The following is a 17,309-nucleotide window of genomic DNA, read 5'->3' as shown; positions in this document are numbered from 1 at the left end:
GAGGGTTTCCGGTGAAGAAGGTGGCGCCGGGGCGCCACCGATTATCGCAATGCCCGCAAGGGCGGGGTCTTGAGCACCCTTGCCAGCAAGGGTGCGGCAGCCAGCCGTGCTGCCAGGGCGCCGCTGATCAGGCCAAAGGGCAGGAGCCACCAGCTGATGCGGGCCGGCAGCTCGAACAGCTGCTGCGAGGCCCCCGCGCCTATGCCCAGCGCCGCCGCCGCCGCTAACAAGCCGGCCAGGCCGCCTACCAGCAGCAGTTCTGCGCTGGCAGCCTGCCGGACAGTCTTGCCGGAGGCCCCCAGGGTACGCAGGATGGCGGCCTCGCGCTTGCGCTCATCATGGGTGGCCAGGGTGGCGGCATATAGCACCACGACGCCGGCCGCCAGGCTGAAGGCGAAGACTACCTCCACCGCCGACAGCACCCTGTCGAGCACGCCGCGTACCTCGCGCAGTATCACCGATACATCGATGACGGTGATATTGGGGAACTGGCGCGACAGCTGGGTCGAGAAGGTACGCTGGGCATCCGGCAGGTAGAAGCTGCTAACAAAGCTGGCCGGCTGGCTCTCCAACAGGGCGCGATTGCCCACCACGAAGAAGTTGACCCGGAAAGAATCCCAATCGACCCGCCGCAGGCTGGTGACCGGGGCCTTGAACACCTGACCGTCTATGGTAAAGGCCAGCTCGTCGCCCAGCTTGATGCCCAGGCGCTGGGCCAGGCCTTCTTCCAGCGACCAGGCAGGGGTGTTGTCGCTCAGCGGCACGCCGGCCACCAGGCGGTTGTCGTTGCGCAGGCTGCCGCCCCAGCTGAGGTTGAACTCGCGCTCGGCCAAGCGGCGGGCGCGTTCGTCGGGGTATTTGTCGGCCACCACCGGCTTGCCGGCAATGCTGTGCAGGCGTGCCCGTATCATGGGGCCGAACACCGGCTCGGGCAGGCCGGCGCGCTTGAACTCGGCCAGGATGCCAGCGCGTTGCTCAGGCTGGATATTGATGGCGAAGCGGTTGGGCGCATCGACCGGGACGGACTTGTCCCAGGCGCTGAGCAGGTCGTTGCGTACCACCGTCAGCAGCATCAGCGCCATCAGGCCCAGCGATAGCGAGACGATCTGCGCCACGCTGAGACCGCGTCGCCGGGCAACATTGGCCAGACCGAAGCGCCAACCCAATTGGCCGGGCAGGGGCAGCTTGGGGGTGATCCAGACCAGGCACCAGGCTGCCAGCGTGGCCAGGGCCACCGTACCGGCGAGGCCGGCCAGCGCCAGGCCGGCCAGGGTGGTGTCGCCCGCCTGCCAGTAGATCAGGCCGGCCAGCGCGGCCAGGCCCAGGCCAAAGGCCAGGGGGGCGTTGCCCGCCGGGGTGGCATCGCGCCGCAGTACCCGCAAGGGTGATACCCCCTTGAGCCTGAGCAGCGGGGGCAGGCAGAAGCCAAACAGCAGCACCAGGCCGACTGCCGCACCGGATAGCGCTGGCAAGGGGCCGGCCGGCGGCAGGGTGGTTTCGAACATGCCGGCCAGCAGGTGGGCCAGGCCGAATTGGGTCAGCCAGCCCAAGGCGATGCCGGTGCTGATGGATAGCACGGCCATCAGGCTGTACTGGCGCAGGAACAAGCCGATGATATGGCTTTGGGTCAGCCCCATGGTGCGCAGCAGGGCGACGGCATCGAGGTGGCGCTCCACATAGCGGCGGGCTGCCAGTGCAATGGCGGCGGCGGCCATGAAGACGCTGATCAGGGCAGACAGGCGCAGGAAGCGTTCGGCCCGATTGAGCGAGGTGTTGATCTCGGGTCGCGCCTCGCGCACATCCTCCAGCCGCTGGCCTCGCTGCAGGCGGGGTTTGAGCCACTCGCGCATGGCGGTCACCTGGTCGCGCTCGCCTGCCAACAGCATGCGGTAGCGCACCCGGCTGCCCGGCTGGATCAGCCCGGTTGCGGGCAGATCGGCATCGTTGAACATGGCGCGGGGGATGAAGTTGTACAGATCCATTGCGCCATCGGGCTCACGCGCCAGGATGGGGCCCAGGGTAAAGGCCTTGTCGCCCAGCTTCAGCGTGTCACCGGGTTTGAGGCCCAGCGAGCTGAACAGGCGCTGGTCGGCCCAGATGGTGCCTGGCGCGGGGCCGCCACTTACCTTGATCTCGCTGCCGTTCTGCAGCAGCCGGATATCGCCGCGTAGCGGATAGCTGGTGGAAACGGCCTTGACCGTGACCAGCTGGGCATTGTCGGCCGTCTGCGCCATGCTGGGGAAGGTGGCGGTGGCACCCCGCATCAGCCCGCGCCGGTCTGCTTCAGCCAGGAAATCAGCGGCGATGGGCTGGTCGGCGTTCAGCACCAGATCGGCGGCCAGCAGCTGGTCGGCCTCGCTTTGCAGGGCACGGCCTACCCGGTCGGTAAAGAAACCTACGCTGCTCATGGCGGCAATGGCCACCACCAGGGCGATGGCCATGACGGTCAGTTCGCCCGCAGTTAGATCGCGCTTGAGCCAGCGCCAGGCCAGGCCCCAGCCGTTCATGGCTTGGCGCCCCAGGGGGCTGGCGGCAGGGCAACCGGCTTGGTCAGGTCGAAATCCACCCGGAAGCGCCGCTCACCCCTTTGCAACTGGTAGCTGTAGTGCTGGCCCGGCAGTATCTCCACCCGCCAGGTGTTTTCGGCTGCCGCCGGTATCAGCTTGGCCGTATGGGCATCGGCCGGGAAGGATTGCAGGCTGGCCGTGCCGGCCTCAATGGTGTCGCCGCCGTACTGGGTGATGCTGTCCTCGCTGCCATCGGCGTGGCGGTGATCGTGCTTGAGCCGCAGCCCCTGGGCAGTACGGCTGATGACCCAGGTGCGGGAGTGGTCGTCGCCGACATGGAAGGGCACCCGTATGACGTCGGGGCTGCATTCGCGCACATGCATGGTCAGCTTTTGTTCGCGGAAGCGGGTATCGCTGGGGTTGCCCTCCACCAATCTGCCCTCGAAGGCCTTGCCGCAGAGGCTCGCTAGCTGGCGGAAGAAGGCATCGGCCGGTTTTTCCTCGGCAGCCTGGGCGGGCAGGGCCAGCGCGCCAGCTAATAGTAGGGGGAATAGGTGCAGGGAATGGGTCATGTCTCGGTCTTGTTCTGTTGTAGGGGCGGGTTTGCGTGCAGGTCTGGGGCGGCCTATGCCGCTCATACGCCGTCGCGTTCTATGACCTGGCCGCCGGCCAGCCGCAGGCGGGCGCCACAGCGTGCCGCCAGGCGCTCGTCATGGGTGACCAGCACCAGGGTGGTGCCGGATTCGCTATTGAGGCTGAACAGCAGATCGATGATGCGCTCGCCGGTCTGGGTGTCGAGGTTGCCTGTCGGTTCATCGGCAAACAGCAACTTGGGCCGGGTGACAAAGGCGCGCGCCAGGGCCACGCGCTGCTGCTCACCGCCTGAGAGTTCCTTGGGGCGGTGCTGTACGCGGCTACCCAGGCCCACACGCTCCAGCAGGGCCTGCGCTTCGCGGCGAGCCTCCTTGTGGCCGTTCAGCTCCAGCGGTAGCGCCACGTTGTCCAGCGCGGTCAGGGCGGGCAGCAGCTGAAAGCTCTGGAACACGAAACCCACATGCTCGGCCCTCAGCCTTGCCCGGCCGTCTTCGTCCAACTGCCCCAGCGTGTGGCCGGCCAGGGTGACGCTGCCCTGGGTGGGGGAGTCCAGGCCGGCCAGCAGACCCAGCAGGGTGGACTTGCCCGAGCCGGATGCGCCGACGATGGCCAGGGTGCTGCCAGGTGACAGGCTGAAACTCACGTCGTCCAATATGGTCAGGGTCTCGTGGTCGAAACCTACTTGCTTGCTGAGACCCTGGGCCGCCAGAATGGGGCTACCTGTGGTTGATGATTCACTGTGAAGGAAATCTGGCGTGGCGCGCATTGTTCTGTTCTTGGGTTTGCTGATTAGTCTGTATACACCAACTGCCTGGGCTGCTGGCCCCAAAACCTTGCTGGTGTACGGCGATAGCCTGTCGGCGGGTTACGGCATCAGGCTGGAAGCGGCCTGGCCCAGCCTGTTGCAAAAGAAGCTGGGGCCAGACTGGCGGGTGATCAATGCCAGCCAGTCGGGAGAAACCACGGCAGGCGGCCTGACCCGCTTGCCGGCAGCCCTCAAGGCCCACAAGCCCGATGTGATCCTGCTGGAGCTGGGGGCCAATGACGGCCTGCGTGGCCTGCCAGTGGCGGCTGCCCGTGCCAACCTGGTCAGCATGATTGAGCAAAGCCGGGCCAGCGGCGCACGGGTGGGCTTGATCGCCGTGCGCTTGCCACCGAACTTTGGCGGTAGTTTCACGGCAAAGTTCGATGCCATGTTTGGCGATTTGGCCAAACAATACAAGCTACCCCCACCCCCCTTCCTGCTGGACGGTATCGCAGACCAGCCTGCCCAGTTCCAGGCCGATCAACTGCACCCGGTCGCGGCTGCCCAGCCACGCTTGCTGGACAATGTCTGGCCCATGGTGAGCAAGCTGGTCAAATAACAGTCCACCCTATCCATGGGTAGTCTCCAGCAAGCTCACCTTCATCTAGTGAGCTTTCTGGGCGCTGCCGTTATGATGCAGGCCATGACGCTACCCCTGACCGCTGTCTCGGCTGCCCTGCTGGCGCTGGCCTTTGCCTGGGCGGTACGCCTATGTTGGCAAAGAAAGGACGTGGTTTGCGGCGTGGGCTTCTTGCTGGCCATGCTGACCGCTACCCTGGGCTCGCTCCGTTTTGGCGGGCTTGCGGCGGTCGTGCCCGTGCATGGCTTTATGGCGGAGCTGACCAATTGGGTACTGCCTACGCTGGTGGCTTTTTCTGCAGCCCCGCCGCGCGTCGCCTTGCCGGTCATGTCGCTGGGATTGCTGGCTACCGTGATGGGCTGGCCAGAGCTATTGCGCCAGGCCGTCAATAGCTTGTCCTTGCTGGTCATCCTGCTCAATGCCAGCCGGGGTGGCTGGTTGAGCTGGTTGCCGGCGCTGGCCGGTATCACCGGCATGGCAATGGCGGGTTTTGGCATCGGCACCAAGGGCGCCTGGGCGGGGATACCCCGTTTGTTTTTTTATCATCTGCTGCTGATGCTGGCGGTGCTGTGCCTCTCTTATGGTTTGCACAAGCAGGCGGAGCCAGTCAGGCACTGAGAGCCTGCTTACGATTTTTTTACCCCGGCGCTGGACCGGAAAAGGGTCAAGGACCAATACGATGAATACCGCAGATTACCTCGCGCGCGCAGGACTGGCCGCTGCCCTCGATGCCGATGCAGTCAGCAACCACCTGGCCGCTTATGGCGAGATTGCCGAGAACAGCCAGGCGCCAGCGGATGTCGCGCCGCTGTATGCCTACCGTGTGCCGGAACTGGGTGAGAATGGCGCCTGCTCCTTGCCCGATCAACTGGCTGAGGCGCCCTATGATCTGGCGGCAACGCTGGGTGGGGTGAGTGCGGAAACAACCGTGCAACTGGCCGCGCTCAAGGAACTGGTAGACCGTATCGTGGCCGAGACCGCCTGTGGCTGGCTGGGTGTGTACCAGGCACGCGAGGTGGCTGGCGGCCGGGCCTTGGTCAAGCTGGCCTATGCCGGCAAGCCCAGCCGGGCCGAATTCCCGCTCACGGCGGAGTTTGCATTGCACTCCAACAACAGCGCCGTGGGTTTGTCGGGGCAGGGGCGCATCATAGATAACGTAGCCAGCTATGTGGCCGAGGGCGGGGCGTACTACACCTGCGATGCCGAGGTGCAGAGCGAAGCCTGCCTGCCGCTGTTTGATGAAGCTGGCACGATCGTGGGCATAGTAGACGCAGAAGACGCCCGCCGCGATTTTTTCAAGGGCGAGATACTGGCCAGACTGGTGGCCCTGTGCCTGTTGGCGCCAAACTGCCTGCCTGATTGACACTGGCTAGTTTGCCAGAGCATGGGGCAAGTTCGCCGCAGCGGGCTGCTTGCCGGCGCGAGAGCGCATTGGCGTTTTTGGCGGATTTGGCTATACCGAGCTGACAATCAATCTTGCCTGCAGCGTTGGTGTTCGCGCGCAGTGCATGCCGTCAGCCAGGAGAGAAAAGGCCATGCCCACGCCACGAGAGATTACCCAGTCGCTGAATGCCCACCAGAACGATTTCTCTCAAGCGCAATGGAACAGCCTGCAGCAGGTGCGCAGCCTGTTCGCCTTTGGCTCCCGCCGCCATAGCAACCCCATGATGCGTAATGAAGACGTATTGCATGGCGGCCATATGGTGGTACAGGATAATGGCGCGCTGAATCACTCGCTGCAGCAGGCAGAGGCAAATAGTGGCTGGACTGGCTCACGTCGTCCGCGTGATTGGACCAGTCTGCCCAGTTCGCATTATCCCAACCACAATGCGGCGCAGACCGAGCTGCAGATGCCGTTCAACAACCAGAATTTCGGCACCATTCTGCATGGCACCACGCCGCAGGGGCATAGCTGGGTGCAGATGGAAGCGCACTCTGGTGTTACCTCGGTTAACGGCGGAAGGCTCAGGGCCCTTACTGACTACGCTTTGCATGGTTCCGACTACCAGCAATACCGCCAGCACAACCAGAATATCGGGCCTATGGGCATGTCGCGTTTCACCGAGGCCCGGCCGTTGACCATTACGGCAGGGCAGCTGGACATGCGCCGGCGCATACAGGCGTTTGAGCCTATATTCGCCGGGCGCAACCAGCGGGTAGACGAACTGGCACGGATGCGGGGCCGGCGCGGTAACCTCAATCAAGCCATACAGTCTCGCCTTTAGCAGCGCGGGGTGAAGGTTCAACGTACCCTGCATGGTTTGGCTGGGTCCGATTGTTGGCACTGGATAAGCCCGCGTTTGCGGGCTTTTTCATTGTCAAATCAATGAATAGCAGAAAACCCTTATGTTTATGCGCGGCGAATCCACTGATACTGCGACCCGCGCCCGGCACCATGGTCGGGGTTTCACGTCCGTCGCAAAGCCAGGTTTGGGTTACCGCCAGACGACAGGGGTAGTACTGATGAAGTTATCGTATCGCATGAGCGCCGTCATCGGCGCGGTTTGCAGTCTGCTGGTGGTGATCGGCGTGATCGCCGTGGTGGGCTTCCAGAACAACCAGGCGGGTCTGGTCCGCTTTGTGGAACGTGACCAGGCCGAGCTGCAAACCCTGACGCGGCTGTATGTGCTGGCGCAGGGCAGCAGTGTGTCCTTGCGTAGCCTGTATGCCGACCCCACCAACGAGCAGGCCCTGGCCGAACTGAACGCGGCGCCCGAGCGGATAGCCGCCGTGGTGGCTTCGGCCAACACCTTGCTGGCGGGCGATGCCGATGACCTGAAGCGTCTGGCGCGCTTTGCCGAGCTACGCAAGCTGCAGCAGCAATACCAGTTCGAGGCGCGTGAGCTGGTGCTGGGGGGCGATCTCGATGCCGCCCGCGACAAGATCATCCAGTTCGAGAGCATGCTGGCATGGGAGCCCATGCAGGCCTTGCTGGAGGACTGGCTCAAGGCGACACATGGGCAGGTTCAGGCCGCCAAGGCCGAGGCCGCAGCGGCCAGCCAGCGCATCATAGGCGTGGTGGTTGGGGTGGCCCTGGGTGCTCTGGTGCTGGCGGTGCTGCTGGGGGGCTGGCTGGTGCGCTCGGTCATGCGCCAGATAGGCGGCGAGCCAGATGTGGCCCGGTCGGTGATGCGACGGCTGGCAGCGGGAGACCTGGCCCAGGCAGTGTCTGTGCGTGCCGGTGACAGCGACAGCCTGCTGGCCAGCGTCGAAGCCATGCGGCAAGGCCTGGCCGGGAATGTGCAGGCGTTGCGCGCCCTGGCCGAGCAGGTCAGCAGCGAGGCCAGCCAGGTGAGCGGGGGCACCCGGCGTATCTCTGGCAGCGCCCGCCAGCAAAGCGATTCGGCGGCTGCCATGGCGGCAGCTATCGAGCAGTTGAGCGTCAGTGTCAATCATCTGGCCGATAACGCCCGTGTGGCCCACAGCCTGACCGAGCAGGCAGGCCAGGGAGCGGAGACGGGGAGCGTCACCATACAAAAAGTGGGTGCCGAGATAGACCGGGTGGCGAAATCGATTGCGCAGTCTGCCGGCACCATCAATGCCTTGGGTGCCGAAACCGAGCGGATATCCTCTATCGTTGCCGTGATACGCGATATTGCCGACCAGACCAATCTGCTGGCGCTGAATGCTGCCATCGAGGCTGCCCGCGCCGGCGATACCGGACGGGGCTTTGCCGTGGTGGCAGACGAGGTGCGCAAGCTGGCCGAACGCACCAGCCAGGCCACCGCCGAGATCGGCGGCATGATAGCGGCCACCCAGGCATCGGCCGGCGAAGCCGTACGCGATATGGAGGCGGCCGTAGGCCAGGTGGCGGTGGGCGTAAGCGGTGCGCGCAGCGCCGATGCCGCCATGCGGGCCATACAGGCGGGCAGCCACGAATTGGTAGGGGTGACCAACGAGATATCGCTGGCGCTGAAGGAGCAATCGTCGGCCAGCCAGGAAATTGCCCAGAACGTGGAGCGCATCGTACAGATGGCGGCCAGCACCACGGACGAGGCCGAGCAGGGTGCCGCTGCGGCGGGCCGGCTGGCCGAGGTGGCGCAGGCACTGCAGGCCAGTGTGGCGCACTTCCGCCTGTAAACCTGGAGGGTACCGAATCGCGCCGCCGGTATCGCCTACCGGCTCACGCCTGGTTTTCGGTGGTGCTGAGGTCGTACAAGCGGTGCCTGTCAAACCGGGCCATGGCATCGCCGTGCTTGTCGAAGCCCAGGGTGCGATAGAAGCCCTGCACGTCCTGGTCGGCAATCAGCATGACACGGTACACCGGTAGGCGGTCGAGTAGCGATTGCATCAACCGCCGGCCCAGACCCTGGCCCTGGAAGTCGGGATGAACGGCGACATCATAGATAAAACCGTGGTATTCGCCGTCGGTGAGGGCGCGGCTGGCGCCCACCAGATGCCCGCCCGCATAGGCCAGGCTAACCAGCTGGCTGTTGAGAAATGCCCGCCGTATCTTGTCACCCTTGCGCCCACCCAGGCCGGCGGCGGCAAACAGGGCCTCCAGCTCGGCAGTGCTGAGCTGGTCGCAGTGGTCGCACAATTGGATATCCATTCAATCTTCCCTGGTGTTTAAAAGCGCATGCCCAGCCAGATGACGGCCGAGGTCGCACCAGCGACCAAGGGGTCCAGCAGACGGGGCCAGAGCTGATCTGGCTTGAGTTGGGCTGCCGCATCATCGTGATGGGCTTGTTCCTCGGCCAGGATCGATTCTATGGACACGGTGGCCGCGCTATCCTGCCCTTGCAGAGTCTGTAGCTGCTGTTGCAGATGCACCAGCACGACCCGCTCCACGGCTACCGTGGTGGCGGCAATAGCCTGCGCGCCCAGCAGGCCGGTGCAGATGCCCAGGAAGTAACCACCCATCGCGCATAGCCAGTAACTGCGGCAGCGAGGCACTGCGCGCCTGGTCAGTTCAGCCGCAAAAATGGCGCGGTGCCGGGTTTCGTGTGCCTGCTTGCCTGCCAGTCCGGCACAGGCTGCCGGCGCAGTAAAACGGGCCAGCAAAAGCTGGCCCGCATAGATATGGACTGCACCGTGCTCACCAGCGTGGTTGACCTTGAGTATGCGGTCACCCAGCGTAAGGTGCATCAGCGTTGCTTGCTGCTGGTGTACCACAGGGCTGCGCCGGCCAATATCATGGGCAGGCTGAGCCACTGGCCCATGCTGAAACCGAAGGTGAGGATGCCGAGGAAGTCATCGGGCTCACGGGCGAACTCGGCAATAAAGCGGCAGAGACCGTAGCCCAGCAGGAAGACCGCCGACACCTGGCCAGTACGGCGTGGCTTGCCGGAGAAGACCCACAACACGACGAACAGCAGCAAGCCTTCCAGTACAAACTGGTAAAGCTGGGAGGCGTGGCGGGGTAGCGCACCGTAGGCCTGCAGCATGGCGTTGTAGGCCGGGTTGAACTGGGCCGCCTTGAGATCGGCCTGCTGGGCGCTGGGGAACAGCATGGCCCAGGGCGCATCGGGGCTGGTGACGCGGCCCCACAGCTCGCCATTGATGAAATTGCCCAGGCGGCCTGCGGCCAGGCCCAGCGGCACCAGCGGGGCGATGAAATCGGTTACCTCAAAGAAGCTGCGGCCGGTCTTGCGGCCGAACAGCCACATGGCGACCAGCACGCCCAGGAAGCCGCCATGGAAGGCCATGCCGCCCTCCCATATCTTCAGCACATCGAGTGGGTTGGCAAGGTAGAAGGCGGGCTTGTAGAACAGCACGTAACCAAGCCGACCACCCAGTATCACGCCCAGTACACCGTAGAACAGCAGGTCGTCCAGCTGTGTGGTGGTCCAGCCGCTTTGCGGATTGCGCTTGATGCGGCGGTGCCCCAGCCACAGGAAGAACACAAAACCAACCAGGTACATAAGCCCGTACCAGCGTATGGAAAGGGGGCCGAGATGAATGGCGACCGCGTCGATTTGCGGATGAGTCAGCATGGTGCGCTCAGTTATGCGGGAAAGGCCGGCATTATAGCCGGCATGTCTGCATGATACTTGCCAGCCCGCTTGGTTCCCTGCCACGGTATGCATCCCGTGGCTTGGCATTGATCGCCACCGCGAGGCCTGGTCCGAGCACTGGCGCTGTCGGCCGCAGCGGGTGTGGCGCTACGGTGTTGCCGCGTGCGCTCAGGGCTTCTGCTTGTAAATCAGTTGGATGCTGTGCCTTGGTGGTTCGCAGGCAGCCTGCTCTGATGGGTGGTTCAGGCTGTTGCAAGCACCCCTTTTGCCTCTCTTTCAGGCTACAATCGTCCGCCTGAGACCCGAAACGTAGCGCCCGCCATCGCCGGCGCTGGGTCGCGCCCCGCAGGCCCACCACCCGCTTCCCCGCGCCCCCGTTTCCACCCGTACCACCGGGCTGTCGATCCGTTCCCATTGATGAGGCGCGCCTGACCGTGCCAAGGATTTAGCAGCATGCCCACTTATCGTTCCCGTACCACCACCCACGGCCGCAACATGGCCGGCGCGCGCGCCCTGTGGCGAGCCACCGGCATGAAGGATGGCGATTTCGACAAGCCCATCATTGCCATTGCCAACAGCTTTACCCAATTTGTGCCCGGCCATGTACACCTGCAGAACCTGGGACAGTTGGTGGCCCGCGAGATAGAGAGGGCAGGTGGGGTAGCCAAGGAGTTCAACACCATTGCCGTGGATGACGGCATCGCCATGGGCCATGGCGGCATGCTGTATTCACTGCCCAGCCGCGAACTGATTGCCGATTCGGTGGAGTACATGGTCAATGCCCATTGTGCCGACGCGCTGGTGTGCATCTCCAACTGCGACAAGATCACGCCCGGCATGCTGATGGCGGCCTTGCGCCTGAATATTCCGGTGGTGTTCGTCTCGGGCGGGCCGATGGAGGCCGGCAAGGTCAACTGGCGTGGCAGCGAACGCAAGCTGGATCTGGTGGACGCCATGGTGGAAGCCGCCAATGACCAGGTCAGCGATGAGCAGGTCGATGCGGTGGAACGTAGTGCCTGCCCAACCTGTGGCTCGTGTTCCGGCATGTTTACCGCCAACTCCATGAACTGCCTGACCGAGGCGCTGGGTTTGTCCTTGCCTGGCAACGGCTCCACCCTGGCGACCCACGCCGATCGCAAGGAGCTGTTTCTCAAGGCCGGCCGGCTGATTGTGGAACTGGCCAAGCGCTACTACGCAGGCGACGACGCCAGCGTGCTGCCGCGCAGTATTGCCACCTACGCGGCCTTCGAGAATGCCATGAGCCTGGATGTGGCCATGGGCGGCTCCACCAATACCGTGCTGCATCTGCTGGCTGCCGCCAGCGAGGCGGGGGTGGACTTCAAGATGGCCGACATAGACCGGATTTCGCGCCGGGTGCCCTGTCTGGCCAAGGTGGCACCGGCTACCCAGAAATACCATATGGAAGACGTACACCGTGCCGGTGGCGTGGTGGCCATCCTGGCCGAGCTGGATCGGGCCGGCCTGATCAACCGCGAGGTGCCCACCGTGTATGCGCCCACCATGGCAGCTGCGCTGGAAGCCTGGGACGTGATGCGGCAGCCTGCCGATTCTGATGTGCACCGCTTCTACCGCGCAGCACCGGGCGGCGTGCCGACCACCATCGCCTTCTCGCAATCGATGCGCTACCCGGAGCTGGATCTGGACCGCGAGGGTGGCTGCATACGCTCGCGCCAGCATGCTTATTCGCAGGATGGTGGCCTGGCCGTGCTGTACGGCAATATCGCCGAGCGCGGCTGTATTGTGAAGACGGCAGGGGTGGACGACAGCATCCTCAAGTTCACCGGCAGGGTGCGTATTTTCGAGAGCCAGGATGCCGCCGTGGCGGCCATCCTGGCCGATAGCATCGTGGCGGGCGACCTGGTGCTGATACGCTACGAAGGCCCCAAGGGCGGCCCCGGCATGCAGGAGATGCTCTACCCTACCAGTTACCTGAAATCCAAGGGGCTGGGCAAGGACTGTGCGCTGCTGACCGATGGTCGTTTTTCGGGGGGAACATCGGGCCTGAGCATAGGCCATGTGTCGCCAGAGGCGGCCGAGGGTGGGGTGATAGGCCTTGCAGAAGAAGGCGACACCATAGAGATCGATATTCCCAATCGGCGCATCCACCTGGCGGTGACCGACGAGGAGCTGGCGCGGCGCCGGGTGGCGATGGAGGCACGCGGGGCACAGGCCTGGAAGCCGGTGAACCGTGACCGCCTGGTCAGTGCGGCACTGCGGGCCTATGCCGCCATGACGACCAGTGCCGATACCGGTGCGGTGCGTGATGTCAGCCAGATAGAACGCAGGTAGACCGTACCCCGAACCGCCAAGGAGTTGACCATGCAGATTGCGAACCTGCCTTTTTGCACTACGGATTGGTCGCAGATTGCCGCGACGGAACACCCTGGCGTGACTGGGGTGGCTACCTGGCGTACCCAGCAGTTTGGTGAGGTAAGGGTGCGCATGGTGGAGTACAGCCCCGGCTACCTGGCCGACCATTGGTGCGAGAAGGGGCATTTCCTGCTCTGCCTGGAGGGCGCCCTGCATACCGAGCTGAAGGATGGCAGGCAGTTTTTGCTACGTGCGGGGATGAGCTACCAAGTGGCCGATGGTGCGGAGCCCCACCGCTCCAGCACGCCTGTCGGGGCCAGGTTGTTTATTGTGGATTGATGGGCAGGATGGCAAACAATCCGCAGCATGCGGCTTTCTATGCGGTGATTGCCGGTATACCCGAGGGCTGGGTGATGAGCTATGGCGCGGTGGCCAAGCGTGCCGGCCTGCCACGCCATGCCCGCCATGTTGGAGTGGCGCTCAAGCAGATGCCGGATGGTATGGACCTGCCCTGGTGGCGGGTGGTGAACGGCGAGGGCAGGGTTAGCCCGCGTGGGCTGGACGGCTCGGACGACCTGCAGCGGGTGCTGCTGCAGGGCGAGGGCGTTGCTTTTGCCGCAAACGGCCGGATAGACCTGAAGCGGTTCGGCTGGGGCGGTTAGAGCCTGTTCACGATCTTTTCGCCTCGGCGTTCCGGGCAGTGCCGGATAGAGAACAATGCCCGGAACCCGAACCGGAACCCGAAGGGCTGGACCGGAAAAGGGCCATGTACTGCGTTGGACTCCTTGGTAATAACCGGTTATTGCCTGCGTCGCCCGCCTTGTACCTAACCCTTTTCCGGTCCAGCGCCGAGGCGAAAAGGTCGTGAACAAGCTCTTAGCCCGGCGGGCCTGGCCGTGCTCAATCGAACTGGGCAACCTCACCGTAGCGCCTTAATTCATACTGTTTGAAGGCTTCACGTAGCTGCTCCTTCAGCTCCTGCGGCTGCCAGGGTTTGGTGATGAAGCGGAAGATGGCGCCCTCATTGATGGCCTTCAGGATGGAGTCCACGTCGGTGTAGCTGCTCATGGCGATACGTACCGTATCGGGATGCAGGGTTTTGACCTGGCGCAGGAAATCGGCGCCGCTGATGCCGGGCTGGCGCTGGTCGGCCAGCACTACGCCCACCTGGTTGATAGCCAGTATCTTGAAGGCATCGGCCGGGCAGTCCACGTTCAGGATATGGTAGCCCTCGCGATGCAGATCGCGCAGCAGGTAGGTGTGTATGGCAGGTGTGCTGTCCACCACCAGCAAGGTGCGTTGATTGCGCTTGATGCTGATGGCGGGCAGTGACAGTACACCGTCGTTGGCCAGCAACTGCATGCTGCTGCTGGCGGGCAGGGGGGGCGAGTAATAGTAGCCCTGTATCTGGCCGCAGCCGGCCTGCAGCAGAAAGCCCAACTGCTCTACCGTTTCCACACCCTCGGCGATGACGGCGATACCCAGCGAATGCGCCATGCTGATGATGGCGCGGGTGACCGAGGCGTTCTCCAGGTTGAGGTGGACATCCTCGACAAAGCTGCGGTCTATCTTGAGCTGGTCGAACGGATATTTGCGCAGGTAGCTGAGCGCAGAGTAACCGGTGCCGAAATCATCGATGGACCATTTGAGTCCCACCGCCTTGAGATCGTTCATGATGCGCTGGGCGGTGTCCACATTCTTCATCAGCAGGCCTTCGGTGACCTCCAGCTTGAAGCGGGCGGCCGGCACCTGGTGGCGGCTGAGCGTGTCGCTGATATAGGCGACGATATCGTGCTCCTGCAGGCTATAGGTGGAGATATTGATGGCCACTTCGCCAGGGTCGTAACCCGCAGCCAGCCAAGCGGCGACCTGCTGGAACACGCAGTTGATCACATAGCGGTCCACATCGCGTATCAGGCCGGATTCCTCGGCCACCGGGATGAAATCCAGCGGCGAGATAATGCGGCCATCGGCCATGCGCCAGCGTATCAATGCCTCGAAGCCGCATAGGGCGCCGGTCCGCAGATCAAGCTGTGGTTGATAGAACATCTCCAGCTCACCCTGGCTGATGGCGTGGCGTAGGTCACGCTCCAAGGCCACCCGTTTCTGCACCGTATCGTTCATGGTCAGCTCGAACCGGCTGATCTGGCTCTTGCCCAGTTCCTTGGCCTTATACATGGCGGTATCGGCATTGCGCAGCAATTCGTCCACATCGTTGCCATCTGAGGGGTAGAAGCAATAGCCCATACTGGTGGAGACATAGAGCTCCACCTCGTTGGCCAGCTTGATGGGCAGGGCCAGTTGGGAGCTCATGCGCTTGAGGGCGAGTTCTACTTCCTGATCGCTGCGTGTCTCGGGCAGCAGTAGCACGAATTCGTCACCCCCCAGCCGGGCCACCGTATCGTATTCACGCACGCAGTCGCGTATCCGCCTGGCGACTTCCACCAGCAATTGGTCGCCTACCGAATGCCCCAGGCTGTCGTTGACGTACTTGAAGTTGTCCAGGTCCATGAAGGCCAGGGCGAAGCGCGCATTGTGGCGATTCGCCTGGACGATGGCCTGACGTATGCGGTCCATCAGCAGGTTGCGGTTGGGCAGGGTGGTGAGGGTGTCGAAGTTGGCCTGGTGCTCCAGCTCGTCCTGGTAGCGCTTGGCATCGGTGACATCGTTGAGTACGCCCACATAGTGGCTGATATTGCCCTGGCTATCGAAGGTGGGCGCCACCCGCAGCTCGTTCCAGAACATGGTGCCATCCCGCCGGTAGTTGCGCAGCAGTGCCTTGCCCTCGATGCCTTGCAGCAGTGCCAGCCGTATGGCTGAGAGCGCGACCTGATCGTTGTCGTCGCCCTGCAGGAAACGACAGTTGCGGCCCATTACCGTCTCGCGCTTGTAGCCGGTGATACGCTCAAAGGCCTGGTTGACGTAGATGATGGGGTTGTGGGCCTGCCGGTTGTCGGTAATGACAATAGCGTTGACACTGGACTCGATGGCGCGGTCACGTATCCGCAATTCCAGATCGATCACCTGCTGGGCGGTGATGTCCTGTTGCACCACGATGGCGCCCTGGATGCGGTTGCGCTCGTCGGTTAGGGGTACGGCAGAATTGAGCAAGGTACGCTTGACGCCGTCCAGGGCCTGCATGTCTATGGGGTCGTTGAGTATCAGCTCGCCGACAGCCAGCACCCGAGCCAACGACTGGCGTATATGTTGCACGGCGGGGGACTCGTTCTCTGCCGGCTCCTGTAGTGCATGGGAGAAAGGGGCTGCACCACTCCAGATGCGGATGGCCTCGGGATTGTGCAGCAGCACGCAGCCCAGCCTGTCGGTGACCCAGACACCGATGGGCAGGGTTTCCAATACCTTGAGCATCAATGCTTCGCTGTGGCGCAAGGCGATCTCGGCCCGTTCACGTTCGGCCATTTCCATCCGCAGTGCGCTGGTGCGTTCCTGTACCAGGCTTTCCAGCCGCTCCAGCACCCTGGCGCGGGTCAAGGCGATGACCAGTTGCTGGCCTACCGAGGTGAGGGTATTGAGCTCGGCGTCGGGCCAGTCCTCGCCGTCGTCGCGCACTACATTGAGTATCCCAACCAACTCATTGCCCAGCACCAGCGGGGCGCAGGCGTGTCGCTGGGCATGGGCCAGCACGCCGCAGTTGCCGACATTGAAGGCCGTCAACTGGTTGTCGTGGCGCAGGGCGTGCTGGCAGGGGCAATCCTGGCCGGCTGCCGCATTGATGCGATCCATGTCCACCGCGCCGCTGGCGCCAGCAAAGCGTAGCGAGCCATCCTCGTTGTCCGCGAGCAGCAGCCAGGCCCCCTGGCTATGCGGAAAACGGCTGACCGACTGCAGCGCAGCATCGATCAGCTGCTGCTCGGTCTGGGGCGCACTGAGGCCGGAGGAAAAGCGGAACAGGCTATCGAGCAGGCTATGTGATTCTGACAGCTCCACATGCTTGGCCTGCAACTGGCTGTTGAGCCTGACACCTTGCTCGTAGGTGGAGATCAGCAGGTCCAGTATCTGCTGGCGTGCAGCCGTGATGAAATGGCGCTCGCCCTCCAGCACTACCTCCACACCCATGGATACCCTGTCCTGGCCGCGGAGCGCGTTGTTGGCCAGCAGGTAGCGCAGGCGCGATACCAAGTATTTCTCATCGTAGGGTTTGAGGATGAAGTTGTCTGCCCCACAAGCCAGACCATGTACCACGTCGCGCGGGTCGGAGAGCGTGGTGACCAGAATGATGGGGACATGGCTGGTTTCGGGATTGGCCTTGAGGCGACGGCACAATTCGTAGCCATCCATCATGGGCATGACCACATCGCTGATGATGATGTCCGGTATCTGCTCGCTGACCTTGTTCAGCGCCTGCACGCCATTGTTGGATATGCGAGGTACGCAGCCATGGCCTTCCAGCAAGGCACATAGCTGCTCCGCCTGGGTAGGGCTGTCCTCAACAATCAAGATATCGATTCCTCGCAGCATGGGAGCTGCCCTCCTGTAAGGTATTTATGCGCTGCCTGTTGACAGTCGGGTTATTG

At 63.5% G+C, this 17,309-nt stretch carries 15 protein-coding genes; 8 read left to right on the top strand and 7 right to left on the bottom strand.

What is annotated here, in order from left to right:
- Positions 1-41: 41 nt before the first annotated feature.
- The 3 genes from V7714_RS03940 to V7714_RS03930 form a co-directional block, all read right to left on the bottom strand.
- Entirely contained in the window at positions 42-2,507 is a 2,466-nt protein-coding gene (locus tag V7714_RS03940) for an ABC transporter permease (RefSeq protein WP_335388364.1), read from the bottom strand.
- Positions 2,504-3,079: a hypothetical protein gene (locus V7714_RS03935; protein ID WP_335388362.1), complete on the bottom strand. Its 576-nt coding sequence runs from the start codon at positions 3,077-3,079 to the stop codon at positions 2,504-2,506. The genes V7714_RS03940 and V7714_RS03935 overlap by 4 nt, the downstream gene beginning before the upstream one ends.
- Positions 3,080-3,141: 62 nt before the next feature.
- Entirely contained in the window at positions 3,142-3,867 is a 726-nt protein-coding gene (locus tag V7714_RS03930; protein WP_335388360.1) for an ABC transporter ATP-binding protein, read from the bottom strand.
- Here V7714_RS03930 and V7714_RS03925 point away from each other — a divergent pair.
- The 5 genes from V7714_RS03925 (at position 3,857) to V7714_RS03905 (ending at position 8,566) form a co-directional block, all read left to right on the top strand.
- Positions 3,857-4,465: an arylesterase gene (locus V7714_RS03925; protein WP_335388358.1), complete on the top strand. Its 609-nt coding sequence runs from the start codon at positions 3,857-3,859 to the stop codon at positions 4,463-4,465. The genes V7714_RS03930 and V7714_RS03925 overlap by 11 nt on opposite strands.
- An 84-nt stretch (positions 4,466-4,549) precedes the next feature.
- On the top strand, positions 4,550-5,104 hold the full coding sequence (locus V7714_RS03920) for a hypothetical protein (protein ID WP_335388355.1): 555 nt from the start codon (positions 4,550-4,552) through the stop codon (positions 5,102-5,104).
- 61 nt (positions 5,105-5,165) lie between these two features.
- On the top strand, positions 5,166-5,849 hold the full coding sequence (locus V7714_RS03915; RefSeq protein ID WP_335388352.1) for a GAF domain-containing protein: 684 nt from the start codon (positions 5,166-5,168) through the stop codon (positions 5,847-5,849).
- A gap of 172 nt (positions 5,850-6,021) precedes the next feature.
- Positions 6,022-6,711: a hypothetical protein gene (locus V7714_RS03910; protein ID WP_335388349.1), complete on the top strand. Its 690-nt coding sequence runs from the start codon at positions 6,022-6,024 to the stop codon at positions 6,709-6,711.
- Positions 6,712-6,949: 238 nt separating this feature from the next.
- Positions 6,950-8,566, top strand: a complete 1,617-nt coding sequence (locus tag V7714_RS03905; RefSeq protein ID WP_335388347.1) for a methyl-accepting chemotaxis protein — start codon at positions 6,950-6,952, stop codon at positions 8,564-8,566.
- 43 nt (positions 8,567-8,609) lie between these two features.
- Here V7714_RS03905 and V7714_RS03900 read toward each other — a convergent pair whose 3' ends face one another.
- Genes V7714_RS03900 through lgt form a run of 3 tightly spaced genes read right to left on the bottom strand, consistent with a single transcriptional unit; the run spans position 8,610 to position 10,422 of the window.
- The gene (locus V7714_RS03900; RefSeq protein ID WP_335388345.1) at positions 8,610-9,038 is read right to left on the bottom strand and encodes a GNAT family N-acetyltransferase; all 429 of its coding nucleotides are present in this window, start codon (positions 9,036-9,038) and stop codon (positions 8,610-8,612) included.
- A gap of 17 nt (positions 9,039-9,055) precedes the next feature.
- Positions 9,056-9,574 (bottom strand): demethoxyubiquinone hydroxylase family protein, encoded by a 519-nt coding sequence (locus V7714_RS03895; RefSeq protein WP_335388343.1) that lies wholly within the window; start codon positions 9,572-9,574, stop codon positions 9,056-9,058.
- Positions 9,574-10,422, bottom strand: a complete 849-nt coding sequence (gene lgt, locus V7714_RS03890) for a prolipoprotein diacylglyceryl transferase (RefSeq protein WP_335388341.1) — start codon at positions 10,420-10,422, stop codon at positions 9,574-9,576. Before lgt ends, V7714_RS03895 begins: the two co-directional genes overlap by 1 nt.
- 474 nt (positions 10,423-10,896) lie before the next feature.
- Between lgt and ilvD the strand changes: the two genes are divergently transcribed.
- Genes ilvD through V7714_RS03875 form a run of 3 tightly spaced genes read left to right on the top strand, consistent with a single transcriptional unit; the run spans position 10,897 to position 13,436 of the window.
- Positions 10,897-12,753 carry a dihydroxy-acid dehydratase gene (ilvD, locus tag V7714_RS03885; protein WP_335388339.1) on the top strand — a complete coding sequence of 619 codons (1,857 nt, stop codon included), beginning with the start codon at positions 10,897-10,899 and terminating at the stop codon, positions 12,751-12,753.
- Positions 12,754-12,783: 30 nt separating this feature from the next.
- Positions 12,784-13,113 (top strand): DHCW motif cupin fold protein, encoded by a 330-nt coding sequence (locus V7714_RS03880; RefSeq protein ID WP_335388337.1) that lies wholly within the window; start codon positions 12,784-12,786, stop codon positions 13,111-13,113.
- Between the two features lie 8 nt (positions 13,114-13,121).
- Positions 13,122-13,436, top strand: a complete 315-nt coding sequence (locus V7714_RS03875; protein ID WP_335388335.1) for an MGMT family protein — start codon at positions 13,122-13,124, stop codon at positions 13,434-13,436.
- Between the two features lie 238 nt (positions 13,437-13,674).
- Here the strand turns inward: V7714_RS03875 and V7714_RS03870 are convergent, their stop codons facing one another.
- Positions 13,675-17,253 (bottom strand): EAL domain-containing protein, encoded by a 3,579-nt coding sequence (locus tag V7714_RS03870; protein ID WP_335388333.1) that lies wholly within the window; start codon positions 17,251-17,253, stop codon positions 13,675-13,677.
- Positions 17,254-17,309 lie beyond the last annotated feature (56 nt).

The sequence above is a fragment of the Chitinimonas sp. JJ19 genome (assembly GCF_036961565.1).
In the GTDB taxonomy this organism is placed as follows: domain Bacteria; phylum Pseudomonadota; class Gammaproteobacteria; order Burkholderiales; family Chitinimonadaceae; genus Chitinimonas.
This window is presented reverse-complemented; position numbering and strand designations above follow the sequence as displayed.

What these genes read in the sequence shown, in the direction of transcription:
- V7714_RS03910 (WP_335388349.1), top strand. Translation starts at nt 6,022, where the DNA reads ATGCCCACGCCACGAGAGATTACCCAGTCGCTGAATGCCCACCAGAAC.
- V7714_RS03870 (WP_335388333.1), bottom strand. Translation starts at nt 17,253, where the DNA reads ATGCTGCGAGGAATCGATATCTTGATTGTTGAGGACAGCCCTACCCAG.
- V7714_RS03880 (WP_335388337.1), top strand. Translation starts at nt 12,784, where the DNA reads ATGCAGATTGCGAACCTGCCTTTTTGCACTACGGATTGGTCGCAGATT.
- ilvD (WP_335388339.1), top strand. Translation starts at nt 10,897, where the DNA reads ATGCCCACTTATCGTTCCCGTACCACCACCCACGGCCGCAACATGGCC.
- V7714_RS03895 (WP_335388343.1), bottom strand. Translation starts at nt 9,574, where the DNA reads ATGCACCTTACGCTGGGTGACCGCATACTCAAGGTCAACCACGCTGGT.
- V7714_RS03900 (WP_335388345.1), bottom strand. Translation starts at nt 9,038, where the DNA reads ATGGATATCCAATTGTGCGACCACTGCGACCAGCTCAGCACTGCCGAG.
- V7714_RS03915 (WP_335388352.1), top strand. Translation starts at nt 5,166, where the DNA reads ATGAATACCGCAGATTACCTCGCGCGCGCAGGACTGGCCGCTGCCCTC.
- V7714_RS03905 (WP_335388347.1), top strand. Translation starts at nt 6,950, where the DNA reads ATGAAGTTATCGTATCGCATGAGCGCCGTCATCGGCGCGGTTTGCAGT.
- V7714_RS03875 (WP_335388335.1), top strand. Translation starts at nt 13,122, where the DNA reads ATGGCAAACAATCCGCAGCATGCGGCTTTCTATGCGGTGATTGCCGGT.
- V7714_RS03940 (WP_335388364.1), bottom strand. Translation starts at nt 2,507, where the DNA reads ATGAACGGCTGGGGCCTGGCCTGGCGCTGGCTCAAGCGCGATCTAACT.
- V7714_RS03930 (WP_335388360.1), bottom strand. Translation starts at nt 3,867, where the DNA reads ATGCGCGCCACGCCAGATTTCCTTCACAGTGAATCATCAACCACAGGT.
- lgt (WP_335388341.1), bottom strand. Translation starts at nt 10,422, where the DNA reads ATGCTGACTCATCCGCAAATCGACGCGGTCGCCATTCATCTCGGCCCC.
- V7714_RS03935 (WP_335388362.1), bottom strand. Translation starts at nt 3,079, where the DNA reads ATGACCCATTCCCTGCACCTATTCCCCCTACTATTAGCTGGCGCGCTG.
- V7714_RS03920 (WP_335388355.1), top strand. Translation starts at nt 4,550, where the DNA reads ATGACGCTACCCCTGACCGCTGTCTCGGCTGCCCTGCTGGCGCTGGCC.